The 22,604-nt window shown below is 72.0% G+C and carries 25 protein-coding genes; 12 read left to right on the top strand and 13 right to left on the bottom strand.

Annotated features, from left to right (window positions below):
- Window positions 1-15 precede the first annotated feature (15 nt).
- Both ACGFNU_RS19950 and ACGFNU_RS19945 read right to left on the bottom strand, forming a co-directional pair.
- Window positions 16-648: a LysE family translocator gene (locus ACGFNU_RS19950; protein WP_392595528.1), complete on the bottom strand. Its 633-nt coding sequence runs from the start codon at window positions 646-648 to the stop codon at window positions 16-18.
- 101 nt (window positions 649-749) lie between these two features.
- The gene (locus tag ACGFNU_RS19945) at window positions 750-1,493 is read right to left on the bottom strand and encodes a hypothetical protein (RefSeq protein ID WP_392595526.1); all 744 of its coding nucleotides are present in this window, start codon (window positions 1,491-1,493) and stop codon (window positions 750-752) included.
- 183 nt (window positions 1,494-1,676) lie between these two features.
- On the opposite strand from ACGFNU_RS19945, the gene ACGFNU_RS19940 reads away from it, so the two are divergent.
- From ACGFNU_RS19940 to ACGFNU_RS19920, 5 genes are all read left to right on the top strand, one after another.
- Window positions 1,677-2,690, top strand: a complete 1,014-nt coding sequence (locus ACGFNU_RS19940; RefSeq protein WP_392595525.1) for an AAA family ATPase — start codon at window positions 1,677-1,679, stop codon at window positions 2,688-2,690.
- Entirely contained in the window at window positions 2,687-3,706 is a 1,020-nt protein-coding gene (locus ACGFNU_RS19935) for a DUF58 domain-containing protein (RefSeq protein WP_392595523.1), read from the top strand. Before ACGFNU_RS19940 ends, ACGFNU_RS19935 begins: the two co-directional genes overlap by 4 nt.
- Window positions 3,703-4,650 carry a VWA domain-containing protein gene (locus tag ACGFNU_RS19930; RefSeq protein ID WP_392595521.1) on the top strand — a complete coding sequence of 316 codons (948 nt, stop codon included), beginning with the start codon at window positions 3,703-3,705 and terminating at the stop codon, window positions 4,648-4,650. Before ACGFNU_RS19935 ends, ACGFNU_RS19930 begins: the two co-directional genes overlap by 4 nt.
- Window positions 4,651-4,757: 107 nt before the next feature.
- Window positions 4,758-5,372: a class I SAM-dependent methyltransferase gene (locus tag ACGFNU_RS19925; protein ID WP_392595519.1), complete on the top strand. Its 615-nt coding sequence runs from the start codon at window positions 4,758-4,760 to the stop codon at window positions 5,370-5,372.
- A complete protein-coding gene (locus ACGFNU_RS19920; RefSeq protein ID WP_392595517.1) occupies window positions 5,369-5,911 on the top strand; it encodes a TrmH family RNA methyltransferase in 543 nt (180 codons plus the stop codon). Before ACGFNU_RS19925 ends, ACGFNU_RS19920 begins: the two co-directional genes overlap by 4 nt.
- 46 nt (window positions 5,912-5,957) lie before the next feature.
- Here ACGFNU_RS19920 and ACGFNU_RS19915 read toward each other — a convergent pair whose 3' ends face one another.
- On the bottom strand, window positions 5,958-6,167 hold the full coding sequence (locus tag ACGFNU_RS19915) for an EF-hand domain-containing protein (RefSeq protein WP_392595516.1): 210 nt from the start codon (window positions 6,165-6,167) through the stop codon (window positions 5,958-5,960).
- 117 nt (window positions 6,168-6,284) lie between these two features.
- Between ACGFNU_RS19915 and ACGFNU_RS19910 the strand changes: the two genes are divergently transcribed.
- On the top strand, window positions 6,285-7,091 hold the full coding sequence (locus ACGFNU_RS19910) for a glycerophosphodiester phosphodiesterase (RefSeq protein ID WP_392595514.1): 807 nt from the start codon (window positions 6,285-6,287) through the stop codon (window positions 7,089-7,091).
- A gap of 27 nt (window positions 7,092-7,118) precedes the next feature.
- Here ACGFNU_RS19910 and ACGFNU_RS19905 read toward each other — a convergent pair whose 3' ends face one another.
- Window positions 7,119-7,424, bottom strand: a complete 306-nt coding sequence (locus tag ACGFNU_RS19905) for a type II toxin-antitoxin system Phd/YefM family antitoxin (RefSeq protein ID WP_392595512.1) — start codon at window positions 7,422-7,424, stop codon at window positions 7,119-7,121.
- Between the two features lie 152 nt (window positions 7,425-7,576).
- Here ACGFNU_RS19905 and ACGFNU_RS19900 point away from each other — a divergent pair, with 152 nt between their 5' ends.
- From ACGFNU_RS19900 to ACGFNU_RS19890, 3 genes are all read left to right on the top strand, one after another.
- Window positions 7,577-8,161, top strand: coding sequence for an ATP-dependent Clp protease proteolytic subunit (locus ACGFNU_RS19900; RefSeq protein WP_392596486.1), 585 nt, complete (start codon window positions 7,577-7,579; stop codon window positions 8,159-8,161).
- Window positions 8,158-8,787 carry an ATP-dependent Clp protease proteolytic subunit gene (locus ACGFNU_RS19895; RefSeq protein WP_392595510.1) on the top strand — a complete coding sequence of 210 codons (630 nt, stop codon included), beginning with the start codon at window positions 8,158-8,160 and terminating at the stop codon, window positions 8,785-8,787. The genes ACGFNU_RS19900 and ACGFNU_RS19895 overlap by 4 nt, the downstream gene beginning before the upstream one ends.
- A gap of 127 nt (window positions 8,788-8,914) precedes the next feature.
- A complete protein-coding gene (locus ACGFNU_RS19890) occupies window positions 8,915-9,259 on the top strand; it encodes an RNA polymerase-binding protein RbpA (RefSeq protein ID WP_151560963.1) in 345 nt (114 codons plus the stop codon).
- A gap of 81 nt (window positions 9,260-9,340) precedes the next feature.
- On the opposite strand, the gene ACGFNU_RS19885 is transcribed toward ACGFNU_RS19890, so the two are convergent.
- The 7 genes from ACGFNU_RS19885 to ACGFNU_RS19855 all read right to left on the bottom strand — a co-directional run bounded on the left by ACGFNU_RS19885 (window position 9,341) and on the right by ACGFNU_RS19855 (window position 16,487).
- Window positions 9,341-9,859: an FxsA family protein gene (locus ACGFNU_RS19885; RefSeq protein WP_392595509.1), complete on the bottom strand. Its 519-nt coding sequence runs from the start codon at window positions 9,857-9,859 to the stop codon at window positions 9,341-9,343.
- A 166-nt stretch (window positions 9,860-10,025) separates the two neighbouring features.
- Window positions 10,026-10,772 (bottom strand): polyprenol monophosphomannose synthase, encoded by a 747-nt coding sequence (locus ACGFNU_RS19880; protein WP_392595507.1) that lies wholly within the window; start codon window positions 10,770-10,772, stop codon window positions 10,026-10,028.
- A 6-nt stretch (window positions 10,773-10,778) separates the two neighbouring features.
- A complete protein-coding gene (lnt, locus tag ACGFNU_RS19875) occupies window positions 10,779-12,467 on the bottom strand; it encodes an apolipoprotein N-acyltransferase (protein ID WP_392595506.1) in 1,689 nt (562 codons plus the stop codon).
- 463 nt (window positions 12,468-12,930) lie between these two features.
- Window positions 12,931-13,353 (bottom strand): hotdog fold domain-containing protein, encoded by a 423-nt coding sequence (locus ACGFNU_RS19870; RefSeq protein WP_392595504.1) that lies wholly within the window; start codon window positions 13,351-13,353, stop codon window positions 12,931-12,933.
- Window positions 13,350-14,183 carry an OAM dimerization domain-containing protein gene (locus tag ACGFNU_RS19865; protein ID WP_392595502.1) on the bottom strand — a complete coding sequence of 278 codons (834 nt, stop codon included), beginning with the start codon at window positions 14,181-14,183 and terminating at the stop codon, window positions 13,350-13,352. Before ACGFNU_RS19865 ends, ACGFNU_RS19870 begins: the two co-directional genes overlap by 4 nt.
- Window positions 14,180-15,784, bottom strand: coding sequence for a lysine 5,6-aminomutase subunit alpha (locus tag ACGFNU_RS19860; protein ID WP_392595501.1), 1,605 nt, complete (start codon window positions 15,782-15,784; stop codon window positions 14,180-14,182). The genes ACGFNU_RS19865 and ACGFNU_RS19860 overlap by 4 nt, the downstream gene beginning before the upstream one ends.
- Before the next feature lie 124 nt (window positions 15,785-15,908).
- Window positions 15,909-16,487, bottom strand: a complete 579-nt coding sequence (locus tag ACGFNU_RS19855) for a hypothetical protein (RefSeq protein ID WP_392595499.1) — start codon at window positions 16,485-16,487, stop codon at window positions 15,909-15,911.
- 590 nt (window positions 16,488-17,077) lie between these two features.
- Here ACGFNU_RS19855 and ACGFNU_RS19850 point away from each other — a divergent pair.
- On the top strand, window positions 17,078-17,338 hold the full coding sequence (locus ACGFNU_RS19850; RefSeq protein WP_392595497.1) for a hypothetical protein: 261 nt from the start codon (window positions 17,078-17,080) through the stop codon (window positions 17,336-17,338).
- 53 nt (window positions 17,339-17,391) lie between these two features.
- Here the strand turns inward: ACGFNU_RS19850 and ACGFNU_RS19845 are convergent, their stop codons facing one another.
- Complete coding sequence (locus tag ACGFNU_RS19845; protein ID WP_392595495.1) at window positions 17,392-18,729, bottom strand: DUF2252 domain-containing protein; 1,338 nt, start codon at window positions 18,727-18,729, stop codon at window positions 17,392-17,394.
- A 37-nt stretch (window positions 18,730-18,766) separates the two neighbouring features.
- Complete coding sequence (locus ACGFNU_RS19840; protein ID WP_392595494.1) at window positions 18,767-19,852, bottom strand: L-erythro-3,5-diaminohexanoate dehydrogenase; 1,086 nt, start codon at window positions 19,850-19,852, stop codon at window positions 18,767-18,769.
- Window positions 19,853-19,992: 140 nt separating this feature from the next.
- On the opposite strand from ACGFNU_RS19840, the gene ACGFNU_RS19835 reads away from it, so the two are divergent.
- Window positions 19,993-21,381 (top strand): KamA family radical SAM protein, encoded by a 1,389-nt coding sequence (locus ACGFNU_RS19835; protein ID WP_392595493.1) that lies wholly within the window; start codon window positions 19,993-19,995, stop codon window positions 21,379-21,381.
- 25 nt (window positions 21,382-21,406) lie between these two features.
- Window positions 21,407-22,594: a cytochrome P450 gene (locus tag ACGFNU_RS19830; RefSeq protein WP_392595491.1), complete on the top strand. Its 1,188-nt coding sequence runs from the start codon at window positions 21,407-21,409 to the stop codon at window positions 22,592-22,594.
- Window positions 22,595-22,604: the final 10 nt, after the last annotated feature.

Below are 22,604 nucleotides of genomic sequence, written 5' to 3'. Positions count from 1 at the left end.
CGGCCGGCGCGCCGGTCAGCGGGACTCGGCCGCCAGCCGGACGCCCAGGCCGACCAGGACCACACCCGACACCTGCTCCAGGCGGCGCCGCACCGCCGGCCGCTCGAACAGCCGCCGCGCCGCCACCACCAGCCACACCAGGCCCGAGTACCAGAGCAGGTCGATCAGGGCCCACAGCGCCGAGAACGCGATCAGTGTCACCAGCACCGGCGCGCCCTCGGGCACGAACTGCGGCAGGAACGACACCGCGAACACCCCGGCCTTCGGATTCGCGAAGTTGGTGATCACGCCGAGCCGGAACGACCGCCACCCCGACTCGGGAACGCTCGCCGCCTCCAGCGCGGGCGCCTGCGCGGCCGGAGCGCCGCGGCGCGCCTGCCACAACGCCTTCGCCCCGAAATAGACCAGGACGGCCGCCCCCACGATCCGCAGCCCGTCATAGGCCATCTGCGACGCCGCCAGCAGCGCCGACAGGCCCAGCGCGGCCGCCACCCCCCACACCAGCACACCCGCCTCGTTGCCCAGCGTCGTCAGCACCCCCGCGCGGCGCGACCGCATCGACTGGCGCATGATGACGACCGTGCTCGGCCCCGGGGCCATGGCGATCAGGAACGCGGCGCCCGTGAAGGCGAGAAGGCTCTCCAGCATCCGCCCATGATCGCCGCATATCCAGGCGAAACGCAACGCCTTATCCCCGCGGAAGCCCCCGGCTCAGACCAGGCCAGGCCCCGGCCGGACGCGGAACAGGCTCAGACCGGCCCGCCCCCGTCATCGCCCCCGCTGTCCCCCGGCGACGGCGTCGGCCGGCTCGGCGACGGCGACGGAACCTCCGTCGTCGGCGGCGGCGACGGAGTCGGCGTCTGCAACGTCGGCTCGGGCGGTGGCGGCGGCTGGTCCTTCACCTTCGGCTGGCACGCGAACAGCACCATCATCAGCAGCGCCAGCACCACCAGCACCGCCGCCAACGTCAAGATCGCCGACACCAGGCCGCGCTCGGCCCGCTCCGCCGCCACCGGCCGCGGCGGCGCCTGCTCGGGCGGCCGCTCCAGCGCCGGCGCACCCGACCCCAGCCAGTACGGCTGGAACTGCGGCCCCCGCCGCCGGCCGCCCCAGCCGCCCCGGAACGACCCCTCCAGCAACACCGAATCAAGGAACCGCTCCGCGCCCGCCCGGTCGGGCCGGTCGGCGTCATAACGCGTCGCCACCCACGGCGCCGGGCCGTCCGGCCGCGCCGCCACCACCGGCGCCGGCCCCTCCGGCCCGAACTCCGGCGGCCGCCCCGGACCCGGCAGCGCCGCCGTGATCGCCGCGCGGAACCGGTCCCGCGCCGCCGCGTCACCCGCCGCGCCCCGCGTCAGCACCGCCACGCTCGCGCGCCGCCCCTCATGATCCTCACCCAGGAACACGATCCCGGCGGAGGTCTCCGACAGCCGCGCCGACAGCCGGTACGGCCCCAGCTGGGCGGGATCCCCCGGTGGCAACGGCCTGGACATGGGCGCCACACTACAACCGCCCGGCCCCCGCAGATCACCGAGGACGTGGGGATACCGCGCTATTGGGTAAAGATGATCGCGTAGGGTCGAAAGGCGCCCGCCCGGCACCCGGAGGCCAGCGTCGACCGCCGGCAGACCGCCGATGGACTCCCATGACGACTCCCAGATGACGAGGACTTGCAGATGACCGTCGCCGCCCACGACGTCGACCAGGCCGCCGCCCTGCTGCAGGACACCGTGGCCGAGGTCAAAAAGGTCATCGTCGGCCAGGAGCACATGGTCGAACGCATGGTCGTCGCCCTGCTCGCCCGAGGCCACTGCCTCGTCGAAGGCGTGCCCGGCGTCGCCAAGACCCTCGCCGTGGGCACCCTCGCCCAGGTCGTCGGCGGCACCTTCGCCCGCCTGCAGTTCACCCCCGACCTGGTGCCCTCCGACATCGTCGGCACCCGCATCTACCACCCCTCCACCGAACAGTTCGACGTCGAGCTCGGGCCCGTCTTCGTCAACTTCGTCCTCGCCGACGAGATCAACCGCGCCCCCGCCAAAGTCCAGTCGGCACTGCTGGAGGTCATGGCCGAACGCCAGGTCTCCCTGGGCGGCAAGACCTACCCCCTGCCCAAACCGTTCATCGTCCTCGCCACCCAGAACCCCATCGAATCCGAAGGCGTCTACCCGCTCCCCGAAGCGCAACGCGACCGCTTCCTCATGAAGATCGACGTCCACCACCCCGGCGCCCACGAAGAACTCCAGATCCTCCAGCGCATGAGCGTCGACCCGCCCGAGGCCACCGAGGTCCTCGACACCGAGCAGCTCACCGCCCTCCAGCGCGCCGCCGAAGAGGTCTCGGTCCACGAACTCGTCGCCGACTACATCGTCCGCCTCGTCATGGCCACCCGCGAACCCGAGCAGTACCGCCTGCCCGACCTGCGCCGCGTCATCGAGATCGGCGCCAGCCCCCGCGCCACCCTCGGCCTGGTATCCGCCGCCCGCGGCCTCGCCCTGCTCAACGGCCGCGACTACGTCCTGCCCGACGACGTCCGCGCCGTCGCCCGCGACGTCATGTCCCACCGCCTGGTGCTCACCTTCGACGCCCTCGCCGACGGCGTCGCCACCGCCGACGTCATCCACCAGATCCTCGCCGCCGTCCCCCCGCCCCGCGTGGTGTGGAACCACGGCGTCGCGGTGGCGGCACGATGATCTCCCTCCGGCGGCCCCGCCGCAGCCGCAAACTCGCGGCCCTCGCCCCCGAACGCCCCCTCAACCGCCTCGAACTGGCCGTCACCCGCCGCCTCGACGGCCTCCTGCACGGCGAGCACCTCGGCCTCATCCCCGGCCCCGGCACCGAACTCGCCGAAGCACGCCTCTACCAGCCCGGCGAGGACGACATCCGCCACATGGACTGGGCCGTCACCGCCCGCACCACCACCCCCCACGTCCGCGACCTCATCGCCGACCACGAACTCGAGGCCTGGGCACTGGTCGACCTCACCCCCAGCATGGACTTCGGCACCGGCCGCATGGTCAAACGCGACCTCGCCGTCGCCGCCCTCGCCGCCGTCGGCTTCCTCACCGTCAAACTCGGCGACCGCGTCGGCTCCTACCTCCTGCAGCCCGACGGGCTCCGCCGCCGCCCCGCCCGCACCGGCAAGGCCGCCATGTACGCCACCCTCCAGGCCATCCTCGACGCCCAGCCCGGCCCCCGAGCCGCCGGCGCCCCCGACCTCGCCGGCGGCATCACCGCCCTCGACCGCGGCCAGACCCGCCGCGGCCTCCGCGTGATCATCTCCGACTTCCTCCCGCCGCACGACCCCGTGCCCGGCCTCGGCACCCCCCACGACCCCGCGGGCACCGCGCCCGCCGGCGGCGCACCGGCCTGGGAACGCCCCCTGCGCCGCCTCGCCGCCCGCCACCAGGTCCTCGCCGTCGAGATCATCGACCCCCGCGAGCTCGACCTCCCCGACATCGGCCTCGTCGAGATGGCCGACCCCGAGACCGGCGCCGTCCACGAGATCGTCCTCAACAGGAAGGTCCGCGAACGCTACGCCGCGGCCGCCGCCGCCCAGCGCGAGCAGACCCGCGCAGCGCTCCGCCGCAGCGGCGCCCACCACCTCGTCCTGCGCACCGACCGCGACTGGATCGCCGACGTCGCCCGCTTCGCGCTCCGCCAGCGCCGCTCCGCCGGCCGCACCGTCGCGCCGGGGGTGCGCCCATGACCTTCCTGTCACCCGAACGGCTCTGGCTGCTCGCCCTGCTCCCGATCCTCACCGGCGCCTACGTCGTCCTGCAGCTGCGCCGCGGCCGCTACGCCGTCCGCTTCACCAACCTCGCCCTGCTCTCCCAGGTCGCGCCCAAACGGCCGGGCTGGCGCCGCCACGTCGCCGCGCTGCTCTTCCTCGCCATGCTCCTGCTCATGATGATCGGGTTCGCGCGGCCCGCCACCGCCGTCAAGGTCCCCCGCGACCGCGCCACCGTCATGGTCGCCGTCGACGTCTCCCTGTCGATGATGGCCAAGGACGTGGCCCCCGACCGGTTCGGCGCCGCCAAGGAGGCCGCCAAGAAGTTCATCCAGGACCTGCCCGGCCGGTTCAACGTCGGCGTCGTCTCCTTCGCCGGCAACGCCAACCTCGTCGCCGCGCCCTCCGCCGACCGCGAGTCCGCCATCACCTCCATCGACCGGCTCGTCCTGGCCAAGCGCACCGCCATCGGCGAGGCCGTCTTCACCTCACTGCAGGCCGTCCGCTCCTTCGACGCCCAGGCCAGCAACGACCCGCCGCCCGCCCACATCGTGCTGCTGTCCGACGGCGACAACACCACCGGCCGCACCGTCCAGGAGGCCATCGACGCCTCCCGCGCCGCCCACGTCCCCGTCTCCACCATCGCCTTCGGCACCCCCTACGGCACCGTCGACATCGAAGGCGAGACCACCAGCGTCTCGGTCAACAAGGAGACCCTCCGCAGCCTCGCCGAAGGCACCACCGGCAAGGCCTACGAGGCCGCCGACGGCAACCAGCTGTCGGAGGTCTACGCCAACATCGGCAGCTCCCTCGGCTGGAAGACCGAGCACCGCGACGTGTCCGCCCGCTACACCGGCATCGCCCTGCTGTTCGCGCTCGCCGCCGGCGGCACCTCGCTCGCCTGGTTCTCCCGCATGCCCTGACCCGCGCCGCGCCCGCCGCCGTGACCTGCGCCCTGACCCGCGCTGTGCCACCCGCCGTGCCCGCCCGCGGCGGCGGTACCCGCCCGGCGCTGATACGGTCGGCCGACGTGGGGGAACATTACTTCGCGCAACAGCCAGAGGCCGCCAGCAAACCGCGCAGCGTCGACCTCGTCCTGCCCGACCTGCACCTGCGCCTGGAGACCGACCGCGGGATGTTCTCGCCCGACCGGATCGACCTCGGCACCCGCATCCTCCTCGAAACGGCCCCGGCGCCACCCGCCACCGGCACCCTGCTCGACCTGGGCTGCGGATACGGCCCCATCGCCCTCACCATGGCGAGTCGCTCGCCGCAGGCGAGTGTCGTGGGCGTGGACGTGAACGAGCGAGCGATCGCCGCAGCCGTGCGTAATGCCATCACCGCCGACCTTGACAATGTAAGGTTCTGCTTGGCGGACGCGACGGACCCCGGCCTGCGCTTCGACGCCATCTGGTCCAACCCGCCGATCCGCATCGGCAAGGCCGCCCTGCACGACCTCCTGCTCACCTGGCTCCCCCGCCTCACCCCCGCCGGGACCGCCCACCTCGTCGTCCAGAAACACCTCGGCTCCGACTCCCTGCAACGATGGCTGAACGACCAGGGCTTCCCCACCCGGCGCGTCGCCTCCCGCTCCGCCTACCGCATCCTCGCCGTGTCCGCCCGCACAGAAGGCCCCGACTCATGACCACGCCCGCCGAGCGCAAGCAGCTGCGCCCCACCGACGTCAAACGCCTCAACCGCGACTGGCGGCGGCGCACCGACGCCCGGCTCGGCCTCCTGGTGGAATCGGTCACCCAGCCGTTCAACATCGGCTCGATCATCCGCAGCGCCGCCGTGTTCGGCGTCGACCGGCTCTGGCTGGCGGGCAACGCCACTCCCCCGACCCACCGCAACGTCGCCAAGACCGCCCTGGGCACCGAGCGCCTCGTCCCCTGGGAGCACGCCGGCACGCCCGCCGAGGCCGCGGCCGCCGTGCGCAAGGAGGGCATGCGCCTCGTCGCGATCGAGCTCACCGGCGACGCCGTCCCGCTGCACGAGGCGCCCCTGGACGGCGACGTGTGCCTGGCCGTCGGCGGCGAGGACCACGGCTGCTCCCCCGCCCTGCTCGCCGCCGCCGACGCCGTCGCCTACATCCCCCAGATCGGCCGCGTCGGCTCGCTCAACGTCGCGGTCGCCACCGCGATCGCCCTCGGCGAGGCCCGCCGCCGCGAATGGGCCCGCTAGACCGAGCCCGCCGGTCGCCGGTCCTGTCGGCCGCCGGGAACGCCCGCTAGTTGCCGAGCAGCGCCGCGAACTCCTCCAGCGAGATCTTGCCGTCCCCGTTGGCGTCGGCCTGCACCACGACCTCCACCGCGCGCGTGTCGCTGACCTGCCCGCCCAGCGCGCGCATGAGGTTCTTCAGCTCGGCGGTCGAGATGTAGCCGTCACCGTCCACGTCGACCATCTCGAACGCGGCTCTGTAGTCGTTCACGTCAGCCACCAGGCGCACCTCTCGTCACGGGTTTCAACCTCAGGACGGTAGCAGTGCCCACCGCCTTGACAAAGTAAGGTCGAGCCCGGATCGCGCAAGCCCGCAAGGCCCGACATAATCGGGTGAGTGCCGCGCAGCTACGCCTTCCTGGACCATCCCGGCCCGATCCCGTTCGCCCACCGCGGCGGCGCCGGGAGCCGCCCGGAGAACTCCATGGCCGCCTTCCAGCGCGCCATCGACCTCGGCTACCGCTACCTGGAGACCGACGCGCACGCCACCGCCGACGGCGTCGTGGTCGCCTTCCACGACCGCACCCTCGACCGGGTCACCGACAGTTCCGGCGCGATCTCCCGGCTCCCCTACGCCCACGTCGCCAAGGCCCGCATCGCCGGCACCGAGCCCATCCCCCGCCTGGAGGACATCCTCGGCTCCTGGCCCAAGGCCCGCGTCAACATCGACCTCAAGGACGCCCCCGTCATCGGCCCCCTCGCCCAGGCGCTGCACCGCACCAAGGCCTGGGACCGGGTCTGCATCACCTCGTTCTCGACCCGCCGCCTCGCCCAGATGCGCGCCCGCCTCCCGCTGTTCACCGACCGCGACGTGTGCATGTCTTTGGGCCCCCGCGGCGTGATGGCGCTGCGCGCCAAGTCCTACGGCGGGGCCACCGACAAGCTCGTCCGCCTCGCCGCCACCGGCATCGCCTGCGCCCAGGTCCCGCACGGCCTCGGCCGCGTCCCCTTCGTCACCGAGGCGTTCGTCGCCAAGGCCCACGACCTCGGCCTGAAGGTCCACGCCTGGACGGTCAACGACGCCGCCGACATGGACCGCCTTCTCGACTTCGGCATCGACGGCATCATGACCGACGAGCTCACCACGCTCCGGCACGTCATGGGCGCGCGAGGCCTCTGGCCCCGCGCCATCACCGCCCCTTAACCGCCCCTAGCCGCCCGAACCCGGGGGTCAGCGGCCGAAGCCCGGCGGACGCGGCGGCGGGCCGGGCGGGCGGTACTGGGCCGCGATGCGCATCGGCTGAGGCGCGGCCACCGGCCTCTGCTCGGCCGCCTCCGTGCCCGGGCCGGCCTGCGTCAGGTCGATCCGGCCTTCCTTCAGCAACCGCAGCAGTTCGAGGTCCTCCGCCGACACGATGGCGGCCATCACCCGGCCACGACGGGTCAACGCGATCGGCTCCCCCGTGTAAGAGACCCGATTGACCAGATCGGCGAAGTTGGCTCGCGCTTCCGTAACCGGCACATCCACAGGATTCATCGTATAGCGAACCTCCCTAGCCTCCTCGGCCGTACGAAACGTACGCTTCGTTCATCTCGTACCAACTGTACAGATCAGGAGGAGATGCGCCCATGAACGGAACGCAGGGGCCGGGGTTCGGCGGCGGCGGAACCGAGGTGTTCGCGCCGAGGATGAAGGCCACGGTGGCGGAGGCGCCCATGCTGGCGGAGGCGGCACTGTACGAGCGGCTGCTCGCGGAGCGGATCGTCTTCGTGGGGCAGGAGGTCGACGACCAGCTCGCCAACCGGGTGTGCGGGCAGCTGCTCCTGCTGGCGGCGCAGGACGGGCGGCGCGACATCACGCTCTACGTCAACTCCCCCGGCGGCGTGGTGGACGCCGGGATGGCGATCTACGACATGATGCAGTTCGTGCCCAACGACGTCTCGACCGTCGCGCTGGGCATGGCGGCCTCGATGGGACAGTTCCTGCTGTGCGCCGGCACCACGGGCAAGCGGTACGCGCTGCGGCACGCGCGGATCATGATGCACCAGCCGCACGGCGGCGTCGGCGGCACCGCGTCCGACATCAAGATCCAGGCCGAGCAGCTGCTCTACCTCAAGCGCACCCTGGCCGAGCGGACCGCCCACCACACCGGCCAGCCGCTGGAGAAGATCGAGGCCGACGCCGACCGGGACCGCTGGTTCACCGCCGAGCAGGCCCGGGAGTACGGGATGGTCGACCACGTCATCGACAGCACCGAGCGGGTCGGGTCATGACGAGACGCGAGGCGCGGGCCGAGGCCCGCTACGTGCTGCCGTCGTTCGTCGAGCGCACCTCGTACGGGGTCAAGGAGATGAACCCGTACAACAAGCTGTTCGAGGACCGCATCATCTTCCTCGGCACCCTCGTCGACGACACCGCCGCCAACGACGTCACCGCGCAGATGCTCGCGCTGGAGGGCATGGACCCCGACCGGCCCATCAGCCTCTACATCAACTCCCCCGGCGGATCCCTGACCTCGATGCTGGCCGTCCTCGACACCATGCAGTACATCCGGCCCGAGATCGAGACCACCTGCATCGGGCAGGCGAGCTCGGCCGCGGCGGTCCTGCTGGCCGCGGGCACCCGGGGGCGGCGGGCCGCGCTGGTCAACTCCCGGATCCTCATCCAGCAGCCGGCCATCGACGTCCAGCGCGGCCAGTCCAGCGATCTGGAGATCCAGGCGCGGGAGATCATCCGCATGCGGGAACGGATGGAGGAGATCCTGGCCGAGGCCACCGGCCGGGACCTGGCCGAGGTCGCCGCCGACATCGACCGCGACCGGTTCCTGACCGCGGCCGAGGCACTGGAGTACGGCCTGATAGACGACGTTCTCAGTTCCCGCAAGGGGCCCGGACGCTGAAACTTTCTCCCGGAGGGCGCAGGACGGCCGAAACTACAGGGTTGGATCCGGCCTCCGGCGGGAATCTTGTCTCGGCATGGAGCGTTGGTGAGTACAAGACCGCAAGCCGTCTGGGAGGCACGTGACGATGGCCGAGCGCGCACTTCGCGGCACCCGACTCGGAGCGACGAGCTACGAGAACGATCGCAACACCGATCTGGCCCCTCGGCAAGAGGTGGACTACACCTGTACTAAGGGCCACCGGTTCACCGTGACGCTCGCAGCCGAGGCCGAGGTGCCGATGACCTGGGAATGCCGCAACTGCGGCGCCACCGCCCTGCGGGTGGACGGGGAACTGCCCCAAGCGAAGAAGGGCAAGCCCCCGCGCACCCACTGGGACATGCTGATGGAGCGCAGGACGCTCGAAGACCTGGAGGAGGTCCTCGCCGAGCGCCTGGCGATCCTGAGAGCGGGGCGCAGGAAGACCGCATGATCAGCTGAAAGGGCCCGTACCGTCACCCGACGGTACGGGCCCTGCTGCTTTTCCGGTGCGCAGGAGGCGGCTGAGGGGGTCTCAGGGGCGCTTGTCGTCCTCGTCGACGACCTCGCCCCGGACCACCGGCCCGCGGGGCGCGCCGGTGCTCTGGGAGCCGCCGGGGGCCGCGCCGAACGGGTCGAAGCCCGCGCCGCCGGTGGGGAACATCGGGCCGACCCGCGTCTGCGCGATCTTCACGCGCCGTCCCGCGTACGCGACCAGCAGGCGCCGCACCACCGGCCGGGTGAACGGCAGCACGAACAGGAAGCCGAAGAGGTCGGTGACGAACCCGGGCGTCAGCAGCAGCACGCCACCGACCAGGACCAGCGCCGCGTCGGCCAGCTCGCGGTCGGGCATGACGCCGCGCTGGAGCGTGTCCTGCAGCGCCCGCCAGGCCCGCCGGCCCTCACGCCGGACGATCCAGCCGCCCAGCAGGCTCTCGGCCAGCAGCAGCGCCACGGTCCACCAGCCGCCGATCACCTCGCCCACCTGGATGATCACGTAGATCTCCAGGATCGGCATCACCAGGAACGCCAGGACCATCACGAGCGCCAGCATGGTTCCATCTTCGCGTAGGAGGGTTGGTCTCTCTGCCCCTGTCAACGCCGGGCGCACGCCGATCGTTTCCCCGGCGGCGGGAGTATGCGCAGGGCGAACGCGGCGCCGCCGAGCCAGGCCCCGCCCGGCCAGGCGCCGCCCAGTCACGCGCCGCCGGGCCGGCGGCTCAGCGGCGGGAGCGCAGCTTGGCCGTCCGGGCCTCCACACCCCACCGGGTGATGCGGAGCATCGCCTCGGCCATGATGTCGCGGCTCATCTTGCTGCTGCCGTGGGTGCGCTCGACGAACGTGATCGGCACCTCGGCGACCTTCAGGCCCTGCCGCAGGGCGCGCAGCGCGAGGTCGATCTGGAAGCAGTAGCCGCGCGAGTCGACGCCGTCCAGGCCGATCTTCTGCAGGGTCGCGGCGCGGAAGGCGCGGTAGCCGCCGGTCGCGTCGTGCAGCGGCACGCCCAGCATGAGGCGGGTGTAGGTGTTGGCGCCGCGCGACAGCGCCTCCCGGCTCTTGGGCCAGTTGAGGACCTTGCCGCCCGGCACCCAGCGCGCCCCGATCACCAGGTCGGCGTCGACGAGGGCGGCGAGCAGGCGGGGCAGCTCCTCGGGCTGGTGGGAGCCGTCGGCGTCCATCTCGACCATGACGTCGTAGCCGCGGTCCAGCGCCCACCGGAAGCCCGCGATGTAGGCGGGGCCGAGGCCCTCCTTGCCGGTCCGGTGCAGCACCTTGACGTGCTCGTCGGACTCGGCGAGGGCGTCGGCGAGGTCACCGGTGCCGTCGGGGCTGGCATCGTCGACCACGAGCAGGTCCACCGACGGCGCGGCCTCTCGCACCCGCCCGACGATGCTCTTGATGTTGTCCCGCTCGTTGTAGGTCGGGATGATCACGAGCACCCTGCCGAGCTCGGCTGGGATCTCCATCGGTGTCTACTTCCCCTCGTTCTTCCTGCGGGTGGTCGCCACGGCCACACCGGCCGCCCCTACGGCCAGCAGCGCGAGCGCCCGTTCCGGCGTGGCCCCGAGCCGGTCGGACAGCGTACGCGAGGTGCGCGCCGGCACGCTCGCCACCTGGATGTCGGGTGTGAACTCGCGGGACCGGTCGATCATCGTGCCGTCCGGTGCCACGATCGCGCTGATGCCGCTCGTCGCCGCCACCAAGATCGTACGGCCATGCTCCACCGCGCGCAGCCGGGACATGGCGATCTGCTGGGGCGGCAGGCTCGTCTTGCCGTAGGTGGCGTTGTTGGTCTGCACGACCAGGAGGTTCCCCGCGGCGACGTCGCGTACCTCCTTGTCGTAGGCGACCTCGAAGCAGATGACGTCGCCGATCGTGACCGGCCCCAGCCGCATGACGCCCGAGCGGGTGCCCTTGGCGAAGTCGCGCGGGATCCGCTCGAAGCGAGTGATCAGCTTGGTGAGGACGTCGCGGAACGGGAGGTACTCGCCGAACGGGACGGGGTGCCGCTTGACGTAGTAGTCGCCGGGGCCGCTGCGCGGGTCCCACACGATGCCGCGGTTCTCCACGCGCTTGCCGTCGGGGGTGTCGACGAGGGCGCCGACCAGCACCGGGACGCCGATGTCGCGGACGGCGCCGTCGATGGCGGTGTAGGCGTCGGGCTCGGCGTAGGGGTCGAGGTCGCTGGCGTTCTCCGGCCACACCACCAGCTCGGGCCGCGCGGCCTGGCCGGCGCGCACCTGCCGGGCCAGCTCACGGGTCTGCTTGACGTGGTTGTCGAGCACGGCCTTGCGCTGCCCTTGGAAGTCAAGGCCGAGCCGGGGCACGTTGCCCTGGATGACGGCGACCGTGACCGGCTTGCCCTCGGCGGGCGTCGGGATCACCAGGCCACCGCCGACGATCACCGCGGCGGCGCCCAGCGCGACCGCCAGCGGCCGGGCGGCGGCCTTCGCCGGGCCGTGCCGGTGCCCGAGCACGACGACCGCGGCGCAGGCCAGCAAGGCGCCGATCAGGGCCGTGAGGAAGGTGACCAGCGGCGCGCCGCCGACGGAGGCGTACGGGGTGAGCGGGGCCGCGGTCTGGCTGAACGCCAGCCGGGCCCAGGGGAAGCCGCCGAACGGCACGGTGCCGCGCAGCAATTCCTCGGCGACCCACAGGGCCGCGGCCCATACCGGCCACGCGCGCAACCGGGTCACCAGCGCGATACCGGCCCCCAGCGGGACGAAGTAGAGCGCCTGGACCAGGCTCAGCAGGATCCAGCCGTCCGGGCCGATCTTGGCGATGCCGGTGAGGACGGGCAGGAAGAACGCGGCGCCGCCGACGAAGCCGAGCCACCCGGCGGTACGGCCGCGCAGCCCGCGCAGGGCCAGCGTGAACATCGCCACGCCGACGGGCGCCAGCGGCCACAGGTCGATCGGCGGGAACGCCAGCCACATGACGAGCCCGGAGGCGATCGCCAGCAGCGTCCGCGGCCACCCGGCGCGGCCATTGGTCCGCCCGAACGCCGCCAGGCGCGCGGCACGCCCGCGAGGGGCGCCGTCGCCGGGCTCGCCGACCGAACCGTGCTCACCGGCGGTATCGGGCTCGCCAGCGGTGCCGGGTTCACCGGCGGAACCGGCCGCGGGCGGTGTCCGGTCCGGGAGGGTCTCCTGCGCCACCATGGCTCCTTGTCGATAACACCACTGGCGGGAACGCTACCGCGCAGGAGGGGCTGGCACGACCATCCTGACCGAGCAAAGGAGGGCACGGGAGAGGGCCCGTGACATCCATCGGGCCGGAGTCGTCTCACAGGCGGTGAGAACGATGATGCTCCGTTTTCTCCTGGATGTCCGGGCCCTTCCCGGGTCCAAGCCCCCGCCCGATCGGGCGGCTCCGCCGTGACGCCGGCTGCCGGTCACCTGCACCTGGCTGGGACGGGATGGGAGCGAATCCGCACTCGTGCCCGTCGCGGCGCGGTGTCCGGTGGCGCCTCGAGCGGCCGATCGGTGAGTCCCGTGCTGGACTGCAGCAAAACTACCGGCTTCCGGGCCCTTGTCAACCGCCTCACGTTCTGCGGGGATCCCTTGTTTCACAAGGTGAAAACCATGATCGGCGAGGGTTCGCAAATCACGGTGGTCACGGCGGTCACAACTTCGGCCGCGCCGGTTCGGGCACCACGACCGTGCCGGTCGCGGTGACCACGATGATCGGTTCGCCGAGCACCTCGGCGGCCGACGCGCCCTTGCCCGGCGTGCTCATTCCCGAACTGCCACGGCACACCACCCGCGCCTCGAACTCCAGCGTCCGGCTGCGGCGCCCCACCCGGACGACGGTCGCGGTCGCCTCGACCACGTCGCCGGCCCGCAGCGGCGCGCGGAACTGCACGTCGGAGTAGGAGGCGAACAGCCCCTCGTCGTTGTCGGTGCGGATGCACACCTCGGTGGCGACGTCGCCGAACAGCCCGAGCACGTAGGCGCCGTCGACGAGGTCACCGGCGTAGTGGGCGTGGGAGTACGGCACGTACCGGCGGTGCGTGACCGTCAGCCCCTCCAGGTCCGGACCGGTCACTGGGCGGCCTCCCCGGGCAGCAGCGCGTGGACGAGGTAGCTGGCGACCTCGGCGGGCGTGGTGCCCTTGCCGAAGATGCGGTCGACGCCGAGATCCGCGGGCGTGACGGTGTCGAAGCGGGGGCCGCCGACCACCAGCAGCGGGCGGCCCATCCCGGCGGCGACGGCCGTCGGGTACTCGGCGTGGAAGGCGGCCGCCATCTGCTTGGTGTTGTGCAGGTGGGCGTTCTTCTGGGTGACCACCTGGGAGACCAGGACGGCGTCGGCGTTGTCGGCCTTGGCGCGTTCGACGAGCTCCTCGACGGTGACCTGGGCGCCCATGTTGACCACCTGGATCTCGCGGTAGTACTCCAGGCCCTTCTCCCCCGCGAAGCCCTTGACGTTGAGGATCGCGTCGATCCCGACGGTGTGGGCGTCGGTGCCGATGCAGGCGCCCACGATCACCAGCCGCCGGCCCAGCGCCGCGCGGATCGCCAGGTTGACCTCCTTGGCGCCCAGCAGCGGGTACTCCCGGCCCTCCGGCACGGGAATGGAGGCGTAATCGATCAGGTGGCCGACCCGCCCGTAGACGATGAAGAACGTGAAGTCGGGGCCCATCGGCTTGGCGTGCACCACGCTGGCCGGGTCGAGTCCCATCTTCCCGGCGAGCTGGAGGGCGGCCGCCTCGGCGCGCTTGCCCGCCGGGACGGGCAGGGTGAAGGAGACCTGCACCATGGCGTCGCCGGTGGTGTCGCCGTAGGGCCGGATGACCTGCCGGGTGTCGGCGGGCTCGGCCGGGGCCTGGGTGTCCGCGCTTCCCGCGGGATGCGTGCTTCCTGGCGGTGGGGTCATGCCGGCACCTCCTCTGAGTGGACGCCGTGGTGGGCGTGCGGGTCCTCACTGTCGAGGATCTCGATGGCGGGGTTGAAGTACCCGCCGGCCCGCTCGGCGACGCCGTCCAGGCCCTTGCCGCGGTCGGCGGGCCGGCGGGTGATGCCGAACGTGCCGTCGGCGATCGCGGTCAGCAGCCCGTCGTCACAGATCTTGTCGAGCAGGTCGATCGACTCCGACAGGACCTGCCGTGCGCGCCGGGCGACGAACCCGTCCGGGCGCGGCACGAAGTCGTCGGCGAGGCCGCCGCAGGCGTCGCGGACGTACCGCACGTTCTCCAGCGCCAGGTCGCGGTCCGACAGCCAGGGCGTGTGGATGCCCTCGGTCATCATCCCGATGAGGATGATCGACTGGCCGGTCATGACGCCGGCGAGGTTGAAGAACGCGTCGAGCAGGTACCCGGCGAAGATGTTGCCGCTCATGTGCTTGGTCGGCGGCATGTACTTCAGCGGCGCGTCGGGGAACAGCTCGCGGACGAGCTGGGCGTGCGCCAGCTCCAGCCGGAACGACTCGGGCACCGCCGGGTTGATCTCGAACGCGTGGCCGAGCCCGAGCTGGCCGTCGGCGAGGCCCGCCTCGTGCCCGAACCGCTCGTTGAGCAGCTGGCTGACGATGACGGTGTGCGCCGCGTCGACCGCGTCGGCCGTCGTGAGGTAGTTGTCCTCGCCGGTGTTGATGACGATCCCGGCGCGCGCGTGGATCTGCCGCGAGAACCGCTGGTCGATGAACGTGCGGCGCGGGTTGATGTCGCGGAAGATGATCCCGTACATGCAGTCGTTGAGCATCATGTCCAGGCGCTCGAGCCCGGCCAGCGTCGCGATCTCGGGCATGCACAGCCCCGAGGCGTAGTTGGTCAGCCGCACGTACCGCCCGAGCTCCCGCGAGACGTCGTCGAGGGCGGCCCGCATCAGCCGGAAGTTCTCCTGCGTGGCATACGTGCCGGCGTAGCCCTCCCGTGTCGCCCCCTCCGGCACGAAGTCCAGCAGCGACTGGCCGGTCGACCGGATCACCGCGACCACGTCGGCGCCCTCCCGCGCGGCGGCCTGCGCCTGCGGGATGTCCTCGTAGATGTCCCCCGTGGCGACGATCAGGTAGATCCACGGCTGCGCCGGGTCGCCGACCTCGGCCAGCACCCGGTCCCGCTCGGCCCGCCGGCGGTCGATCGCGGTGATCCCGGCCCGGGCCGCCCGCCGCGCCGCCTCCCGAGCGTTCGCCGCGTCGGTCCCCGCGGGCAGCCGGAAGGACACCCGCCCCCGCGCCGCGGCCTCGGCGAGCTCGGTCAGCGAACCATAGGGCCCGTTGACCAGCGCGTCCCACACCGGGAGGGCCACGCCGTGCTCCAGGCCCACCTGGCCGCGGACGGCGTCGGCGAGATGGTTGACCCAGGGGCGGCCGTCGCTGTCGGCGCCGCCGAGCCCGGCCAGCCGCAGCAGTGCCCGTTCCACCGAGACGGTCGTGTGGGTCCGGGCCATCTCGATGATCGGCTCGGCGGCGCGGGCGGCCAGCCGTCTGGCCCGCCCGGCCACCGCCGGATCGAGATCGAGTTTTCGCTGCGGCGTCATTGCCGACCCCCTCGAACAATCGTCCGTAGTGATGGGACTACTACGGAAGATCTTGCGGCAAACCGCCCCCAATCCGCAAGAACCTCAACCGCCCCACCTCGAACTTCCGGAAACCGCCGGTGTATCAGGAGTATCCGGGCGAGGTGACGGCTCGCAGGGAATTGCCGTTGGCGAGGTACATCCACGCGCTCAGCTCGGTTTCCTTGACCTGAATCTCGACCGGCTGGTACAGGGACGGATCCACGAAGCCGGGCCCCTCTCTGATGACCGACTCGTACACGTACGCCGAGGTGATGAAGCCGAGATCGCCCCCGCTTTCGGCGAGGCCGCTCTTGAGCACGGGCGCCTCCAGCAGCCGCGCGGCCTGGGTGATGGCGTTCCCGAAGACGCCGTGGAGGTCCCCCACCACCGGGCCGACGTGCAGAGCGGCCCGCAACTGGATCCTGACCGGCGCGGCCGCCCGCTGGTTGTGCCGCCGCAACTCGGTCTCCAGCCGTGCGAGCATCGGATCCACGACGGTCCGGGTGGGGACGTCGGGCGGAACGATGATGAGGACGCCGTCGCCCCGATCCTCCCGGTAATAGTCGGGAAGACGAAGCCCCGAACTCGAGAACGCCTGCTCCAGCATCCGGAAGATCGTCTCGCGGACGAATCTCCGGTCGTCGTCGTCGCGGGTGTGAGACGCGAACCCGGCGACGTCCACGGCGAAGATCGTGCAGTTCCCGCTCGACCATGACGGCTGACCGCTCCCGGCGCGCCAAACGCCGCGCGTTCGGCGTCGGTGAGCGAATGCCAGAAGCTCCGGGGCTGCCCTCCCTTCGGTGGCGACTCATCCCATTCGGCACGGAAGCCCGGCGCGGGCGAGCCAGGCCGCCGCGCGGCGGCGGCCTGGAGGCCGCGGTCGCCGCGCAACAACACCGCCAAGGGCCGGCTGAACGCCGCCGCGTCACTCTCCTTGAGCGCCCTGATCTCCGCCACCGAGCCCGCCAGGGCCCGCCCTCTCCTGGTCAGCATGAACTGGTTGATCGTGAAGCCCACCACCGGCACCACGACGGCGGACGCGATCGTGCCGCCCAGGGAGACGGCCCACACCAGCGACGCCGATCCGCCCACGGCGCCGAGCAGCGTCGTCACCACCAGAAGACCGCCGAGGGCGAGCGCCCAGGCCGTCCACCACGCCAGCCGCGCACCGGCGAACGACAGCCGCCGGGCCAATGATCGGCGCGGGCGGCCCTCGGCGAGGCCGCTGTGGCGGGTGACTCCGGTGCCTTTGCGACCGGTGACCCGCTTCAGGTGGACGGCCGTATCGACGGTGTCCGCGAGCCGGGCCTCCAGCTGGTCGGTGGCGCGTTCAGGAAGGCGCGCGTGTGCAGCCATGTCGTCGCCACGCCCGCGGCGGTGCCGATCGACGCCACCGCCGCGGCGACCAGAGCCGGATCGTTCACCACGGCTCCTCCCCTCACCCAGGGGCCCGGCCCGCCGGCCCGGGACGTGCCGGCGGCCCGCGTGCCCCATCCGTCGTCTGGTGAGTGCGGCGAGAGCCGCCGGGCGTGACTCGGGAGCCCGGGAAAAGTCGCGGGAGCCGCCGGGATCCCTCGGGCGCTCCTCTACAGGCCCGGGATCTGGCCGTTGCGGAAGGCGTCGACGAAGAGCCGGTGGTCGTCGCGGACGACCGTGGCGTACTCCATGCCGAACGCCACCATCGCCTCGACGAAGGCCTTCTCGTCCGGGCCGATCACCGCGTTGATGGCGTCCTCCACCTGGAAGCCGACCAGGGTGTGGTCGGAGTCGGAGTCGGAGACGCAGTGGATCTTGGCGGTGGCGCGGCCGAGGTCGTCCAGGACCGACAGCATGTCCTCGGGCTCGGTGAGGGCCGACCAGTCCAGGTCCTCCTCGTAGGGGGAGAGCTCCTGGACGACGTAGCCCACCCCGTCCAGCTCGGTGTGGCCGAGCCACGGGTCGGTGTTGGCCTGCAGCGCGCGCCGGGAGACCGCGGTGCGGTGGCCGTGGTGCTGGAAGTAGTCGCGGATGCGCGGGTCGTCGACGACCCTGCTGGGCGCGGCGACGTTGCCCTGCTTCATCGACAGGATGACGTCGTTCTCCAGGGCCTGGCTGTTGCCCTCCACCAGGATGTTGTACGCCGACAGCCCGGCCGAGCCGATGCCGAACCCGGAGGCGCCCACGATGTCCTTCACCTGGTAGGTGATGGGCCGCAGCCGCTTGTCGACGGGGATCGTCTGCAGGTACGCCTCGTACGCCGCCTCCACTTTGGCCCGCTCCTCGTCGCCCAGGCGGCGCACGCCCGGCCGGTTGCGGAACCGCCGCTCCTGCTGGTCGACCAGCGTCATCTCGCCGAGCAGCTCGATGCGGGTGTTGGCCAGCGCCGCCACCAGCACCGCGCGGATATAGCCGTCGGTGTTGTCGAGGGTCAGCGCGAACTTGCGGTCGTGGTCGGTGTCGTGCTCGGCGAAGTGGCGGACCTGGTCGACGTAGGCGCGGACGTAGGTCTCGATCAGCCGCTGGATGTCGGAGTCGGAGATGGCCTTGCTCCACGCCAGCAGCGCCAGGCTGGCCACCAGGCGCTTGACGTCCCAGGTGAAGTGCCCGACGTAGGCCTCGTCGAAGTCGTTGACGTCGAAGATGAAGATGCCGTCGTCGTTCATGTAGGTGCCGAAGTTCTGCGCGTGCAGGTCGCCCTGGATCCAGACGCGGCCCGTGCGCTCGTCGGCCCACGGATCCTCGTCGTCGACGATGTCGGCGTAGAACAGGCAGGCGCTCCCCCGGTAGAACGCGAACGGGTCCGAGGCCATCTTGCGGAAGCGGCGGCGGAACTCGGCGGGACTGCGCTCCATCAGGTCGGAGAAGGCGTCGACCAGCACCTCCACGATCTGGTCCTGGCGTTGCCTGGGGTCACGCTCGCGCAGTGACCGGGTGATGCTCGCCATCACAGTGCTCCTCGATATTCCGGGTGGTTCGTCCCGGTCATTCTGGTTGTTCACCGCCCTCCCGGGCGGTGAACAACGCGCGAATCGCCGGTTCCGACCTGAACAAGTCCAACGCCAGATCGACGTGCCCGGGGACGTAGCCGTTCCCGACCAGCATCGTGACGTCGGCCGCCAGGCCCTCGGCGCCCAGCGCGGCGGCGGCGAACGAGGTCGCCATCGAGAAGAAGATCACCGTGCCGCCGGGCGCGGTGGCCAGGATCGCGCCGTGCTCGCAGCCCGGCACGTCCACGCAGACCACGGTCACGTCGGCGGGCTCGCCGAGGGCCTCGGCCACCGCGACCGGGTCGCGCGCGTCGGCCCGCACGACCCTGTCGGCGAGGCCGGTCGCCGCCAGGCGGCGTTCCTCGTCCTCGATGGGCACCAGCCCGATCGTCCGGGCCGCGCCGGCGCGGCGGGCCGCCGCCAGCGACAGCGACCCGCTCTTGCCCGCCGCCCCCAGCACCGCCACCACCGGTCCACCGGGCGCCGGATCGCCCGACGCGGGTCCGCCAGGCCCCTTGTACCGGCGGACCACACGATGGGTGAGCGCGGGCGCGCCGCAGACGTCCATCACCGACAGCGCCAGCGGCACCGGAAGGTCGGCGGGCAGGACGGCGGCGATCGAACGCGCGAACAAGATCGCGTGACCCTCGGCCGGGATCTGCTCGGACCGGCCGTCCCAGCGGGCCAGCCCGTCGGTGATCGCGAGCGGGGTGAGCGTGAGCGACACCAGCGTCGCGATCCGATCGCCCGGCTTGAGGCCCAGCGGCGAGCCCGGTCCCACCTCCTCGACGACGCCGACGAGCATCCCGCCCGAGCCGGTCACCGGGTTCTGCATCTTGCCGCGCTCATCGATGATCGCCAGCACCTCGCGGCGGACGGCCTCGGGATCGCCGCCGTGCGCGGTGTGCAGCTGCCGGTAGGAGGCGGCGTCGAGATTGAGCCGCTCCACCCGTACCCGCACCTCGTCGGCGCGGATCCGGGGGTCGGTGTCGAGCCGCGCCGCCGCCTGGGGCAGGACGCCGCACGGCTCCAGGACCCGGTGGAGCCCGACAGGGGACGTGCTCGTGCGTGGATCGGTCACCTATCCGCCCGCCTCAACTCTGCTGTCCGAAATGTCTTACCGGAGGATGTCCGGGGTACCACTGGTTTATACGAAATTCTTCCCGTAACGTCCGTCCCAGACAAGATTTCGTTCAAGTGTTTCGCGCGAGGGGGTCAACGATGACCACTGCTCTGCATCCCGAAGCCCGCGCCGCGGGCGGCGATGCCGGGATTTCGGACCAGCCGTACGTGTATCGGCGCCGGCCTTTGGAGGAACCGGACTGGCGGCGCCTCCCCGGCTGGCGGGACGTCACGGAGCAGGAGTGGGAGTCGGCCCAGTGGCAGCGCGCGCACTGCGTCAAGAACATCCGGCAGCTCCGCGCCGTCATGGGCGACCTGCTCGACGAGTCGTTCTACGCCGACCTGGAGCGCGACCAGGCCGAACGCGCCACCATGTCGATGCTGGTCACGCCCCAGATGGTCAACACCATGGACGTGACCTCCACCGCGGCCTTCCTCGCCGACCCGGTGCGCCGGTACATGATCCCGGTCTTCGGCGACCGCCGGACCGACTGGCCGTCCCACCCCTACTCCTCGCGTGACTCCCTGCACGAGGCCGAGATGTGGGCGGTCGAGGGGCTCACCCACCGCTACCCCACCAAGGTCCTGGCCGAGCTCCTCCCGACCTGCCCGCAGTACTGCGGGCACTGCACCCGCATGGACCTGGTCGGCACGTCCACCCCGGCCGTGGACAAGCACAAGTTCACGATCAAGGCCCCCGACCGGCACGGCGCCATGCTCGACTACCTGCGCCGCACCCCCGGCGTACGCGACGTCGTGGTCTCCGGCGGCGACGTGGCCAACCTGCCCTGGCCGCGCCTGGAGTCGTTCGTGGACGCCCTCCTCGACGTCGACAACATCCGCGACATCCGGCTGGCCACCAAGGCGCTGATGGGCCTGCCGCAGCACTGGCTGCAGGACGAGGTCCGCGCCGGCATGGAACGCCTGGCCACCAAGGCGCAGGAACGCGGCGTGCAGATCGCCGTCCACACCCACGTCAACGCCGCCCAGTCGGTCACCCCGCTCGTCGCCCGCGCGGCCAAGGCGATGCTCGACACCGGCATCCGCGACGTTCGCAACCAGGGCGTCCTGCTCCGCGGCGTCAACACCACCCCCGCGCAGCTGCTGGACCTGTCGTTCGCGCTGCTCGACGAGGCCGGGATCCTGCCGTACTACCTCTACATGTGCGACATGATCCCCTACGCCGAGCACTGGCGGGTCGCGGTGTGGGAGGCGCAGGAGCTGCAGCACGCCATCATGGGCTACCTGCCCGGGTTCGCCACCCCGCGCATCGTCTGCGACGTGCCCTACGTCGGGAAGCGATGGGTGCACCAGCTCGCCGACTACGACCGCGAGCGCGGCATCTCGTACTGGACCAAGAACTACCGCACCGCCCTGGAGGCCGCCGACCCCGAGGCGCTCAACCGCCGGTACGAGTACTACGACCCGATCCACACCCTCCCCGGCCCCGGCCGCACCTGGTGGGAGGACCGCGCCACCGCCGCATGACGATCAGGCGGCTACGCTCGCTGGAATGACTCCTCTGCCAGCGATGTTCCCTGTCGGCGCGGCGGCCACGGTCGAGGAGCTGGAGAACGACCCGCATCCGCTCCTGGCCCGGCTGCGTGCCCGCGAGCCGGTCTCGTGGCTGCCCGCCTTCGACGGCTGGCTCGTCACCTCGCACGAGCTCGCCCTGCGGGTGATGCGCGACGCGGCGGCGTTCACGGTCGACGACCCGCGGTTCTCCACCGCGCAGGTCGTCGGCCCCAGCATGCTGTCGCTGGACGGGCGGACGCACACCCGCCACCGCGAGCCGTTCGCCCGCCCGTTCCGCCCAGCCCAGACGCGTGCCCGGTTCACCGCGTTCGTCCAGGCCGAGGTGGACCGGCTCGTCGCCGGGTTCGCGCCCGCCGGGCGGGCCGAGCTGCGGGGCGACCTGGCCGGCCCGCTCGCCGTCGCCGTCGTGGCCGAGGCCCTCGGCCTGAAAGGCGTCGACGCCACCACCGTCCGGTCCTGGTACGACGCGTTCGTGGTGGCCGTCTCCGACATCACCGCCGGTCGCCCGGGCCGGGCGGGCGACGCCTACGAACGGCTGAGCGCGGCCGTCCACGAGGCGATCGGCGTCCCGGGATCGTCGTCGCTGCTCGCGGAGGCCGCGCACCAGCAGGAGGGCCTCACCGCCGAGGAGGTCACCTCGAACGCGGCCGTGCTGATGTTCGGCGGCATCGACACGACCGAGGGCATGATCTCCAACGCGGCACTGCACCTGCTCGCCCACCCCGAGCAGCTCGCCCTGGTCCGGGCCGAGCCCGCGCTGCTGGACGCCGCGATCGAGGAGTCGCTGCGGTTCGAGCCGTCCGCCTCGGTCGTGGACCGCTACGCCACGCGGGACGTCGCCCTCGGCGGGGCGGCCGTCCGCAAGGGCGACCTGGTGCGCGTGTCCATCGCCGGCGCCGACCGGGATCCGGCGGTCTTCCCCGACCCCGATCGGTTCGACGTCCGCCGCGCGAACGCCGCCGACCATCTGGCCTTCGCGCACGGGCCGCACTTCTGCTTCGGCGCGCACCTGGCCCGCCTGGAGACCCGCACCGCCCTGGCGGCGCTGCTCGACCGGCTGCCGGGCCTCCGGCTCGACTCCGCGCACGCGGTGCCGGCGCGAGGCCTGGTGTTCAGGAAACCGCTGCGGCTGCCGGTGCGCTGGGACGCGGCCTTTACAATGTAGATCAGAAATG

The organism is Spirillospora sp. NPDC048911 (assembly GCF_043198015.1).
Taxonomy (GTDB): Bacteria; Actinomycetota; Actinomycetes; order Streptosporangiales; family Streptosporangiaceae; genus Spirillospora.
This window is presented reverse-complemented; position numbering and strand designations above follow the sequence as displayed.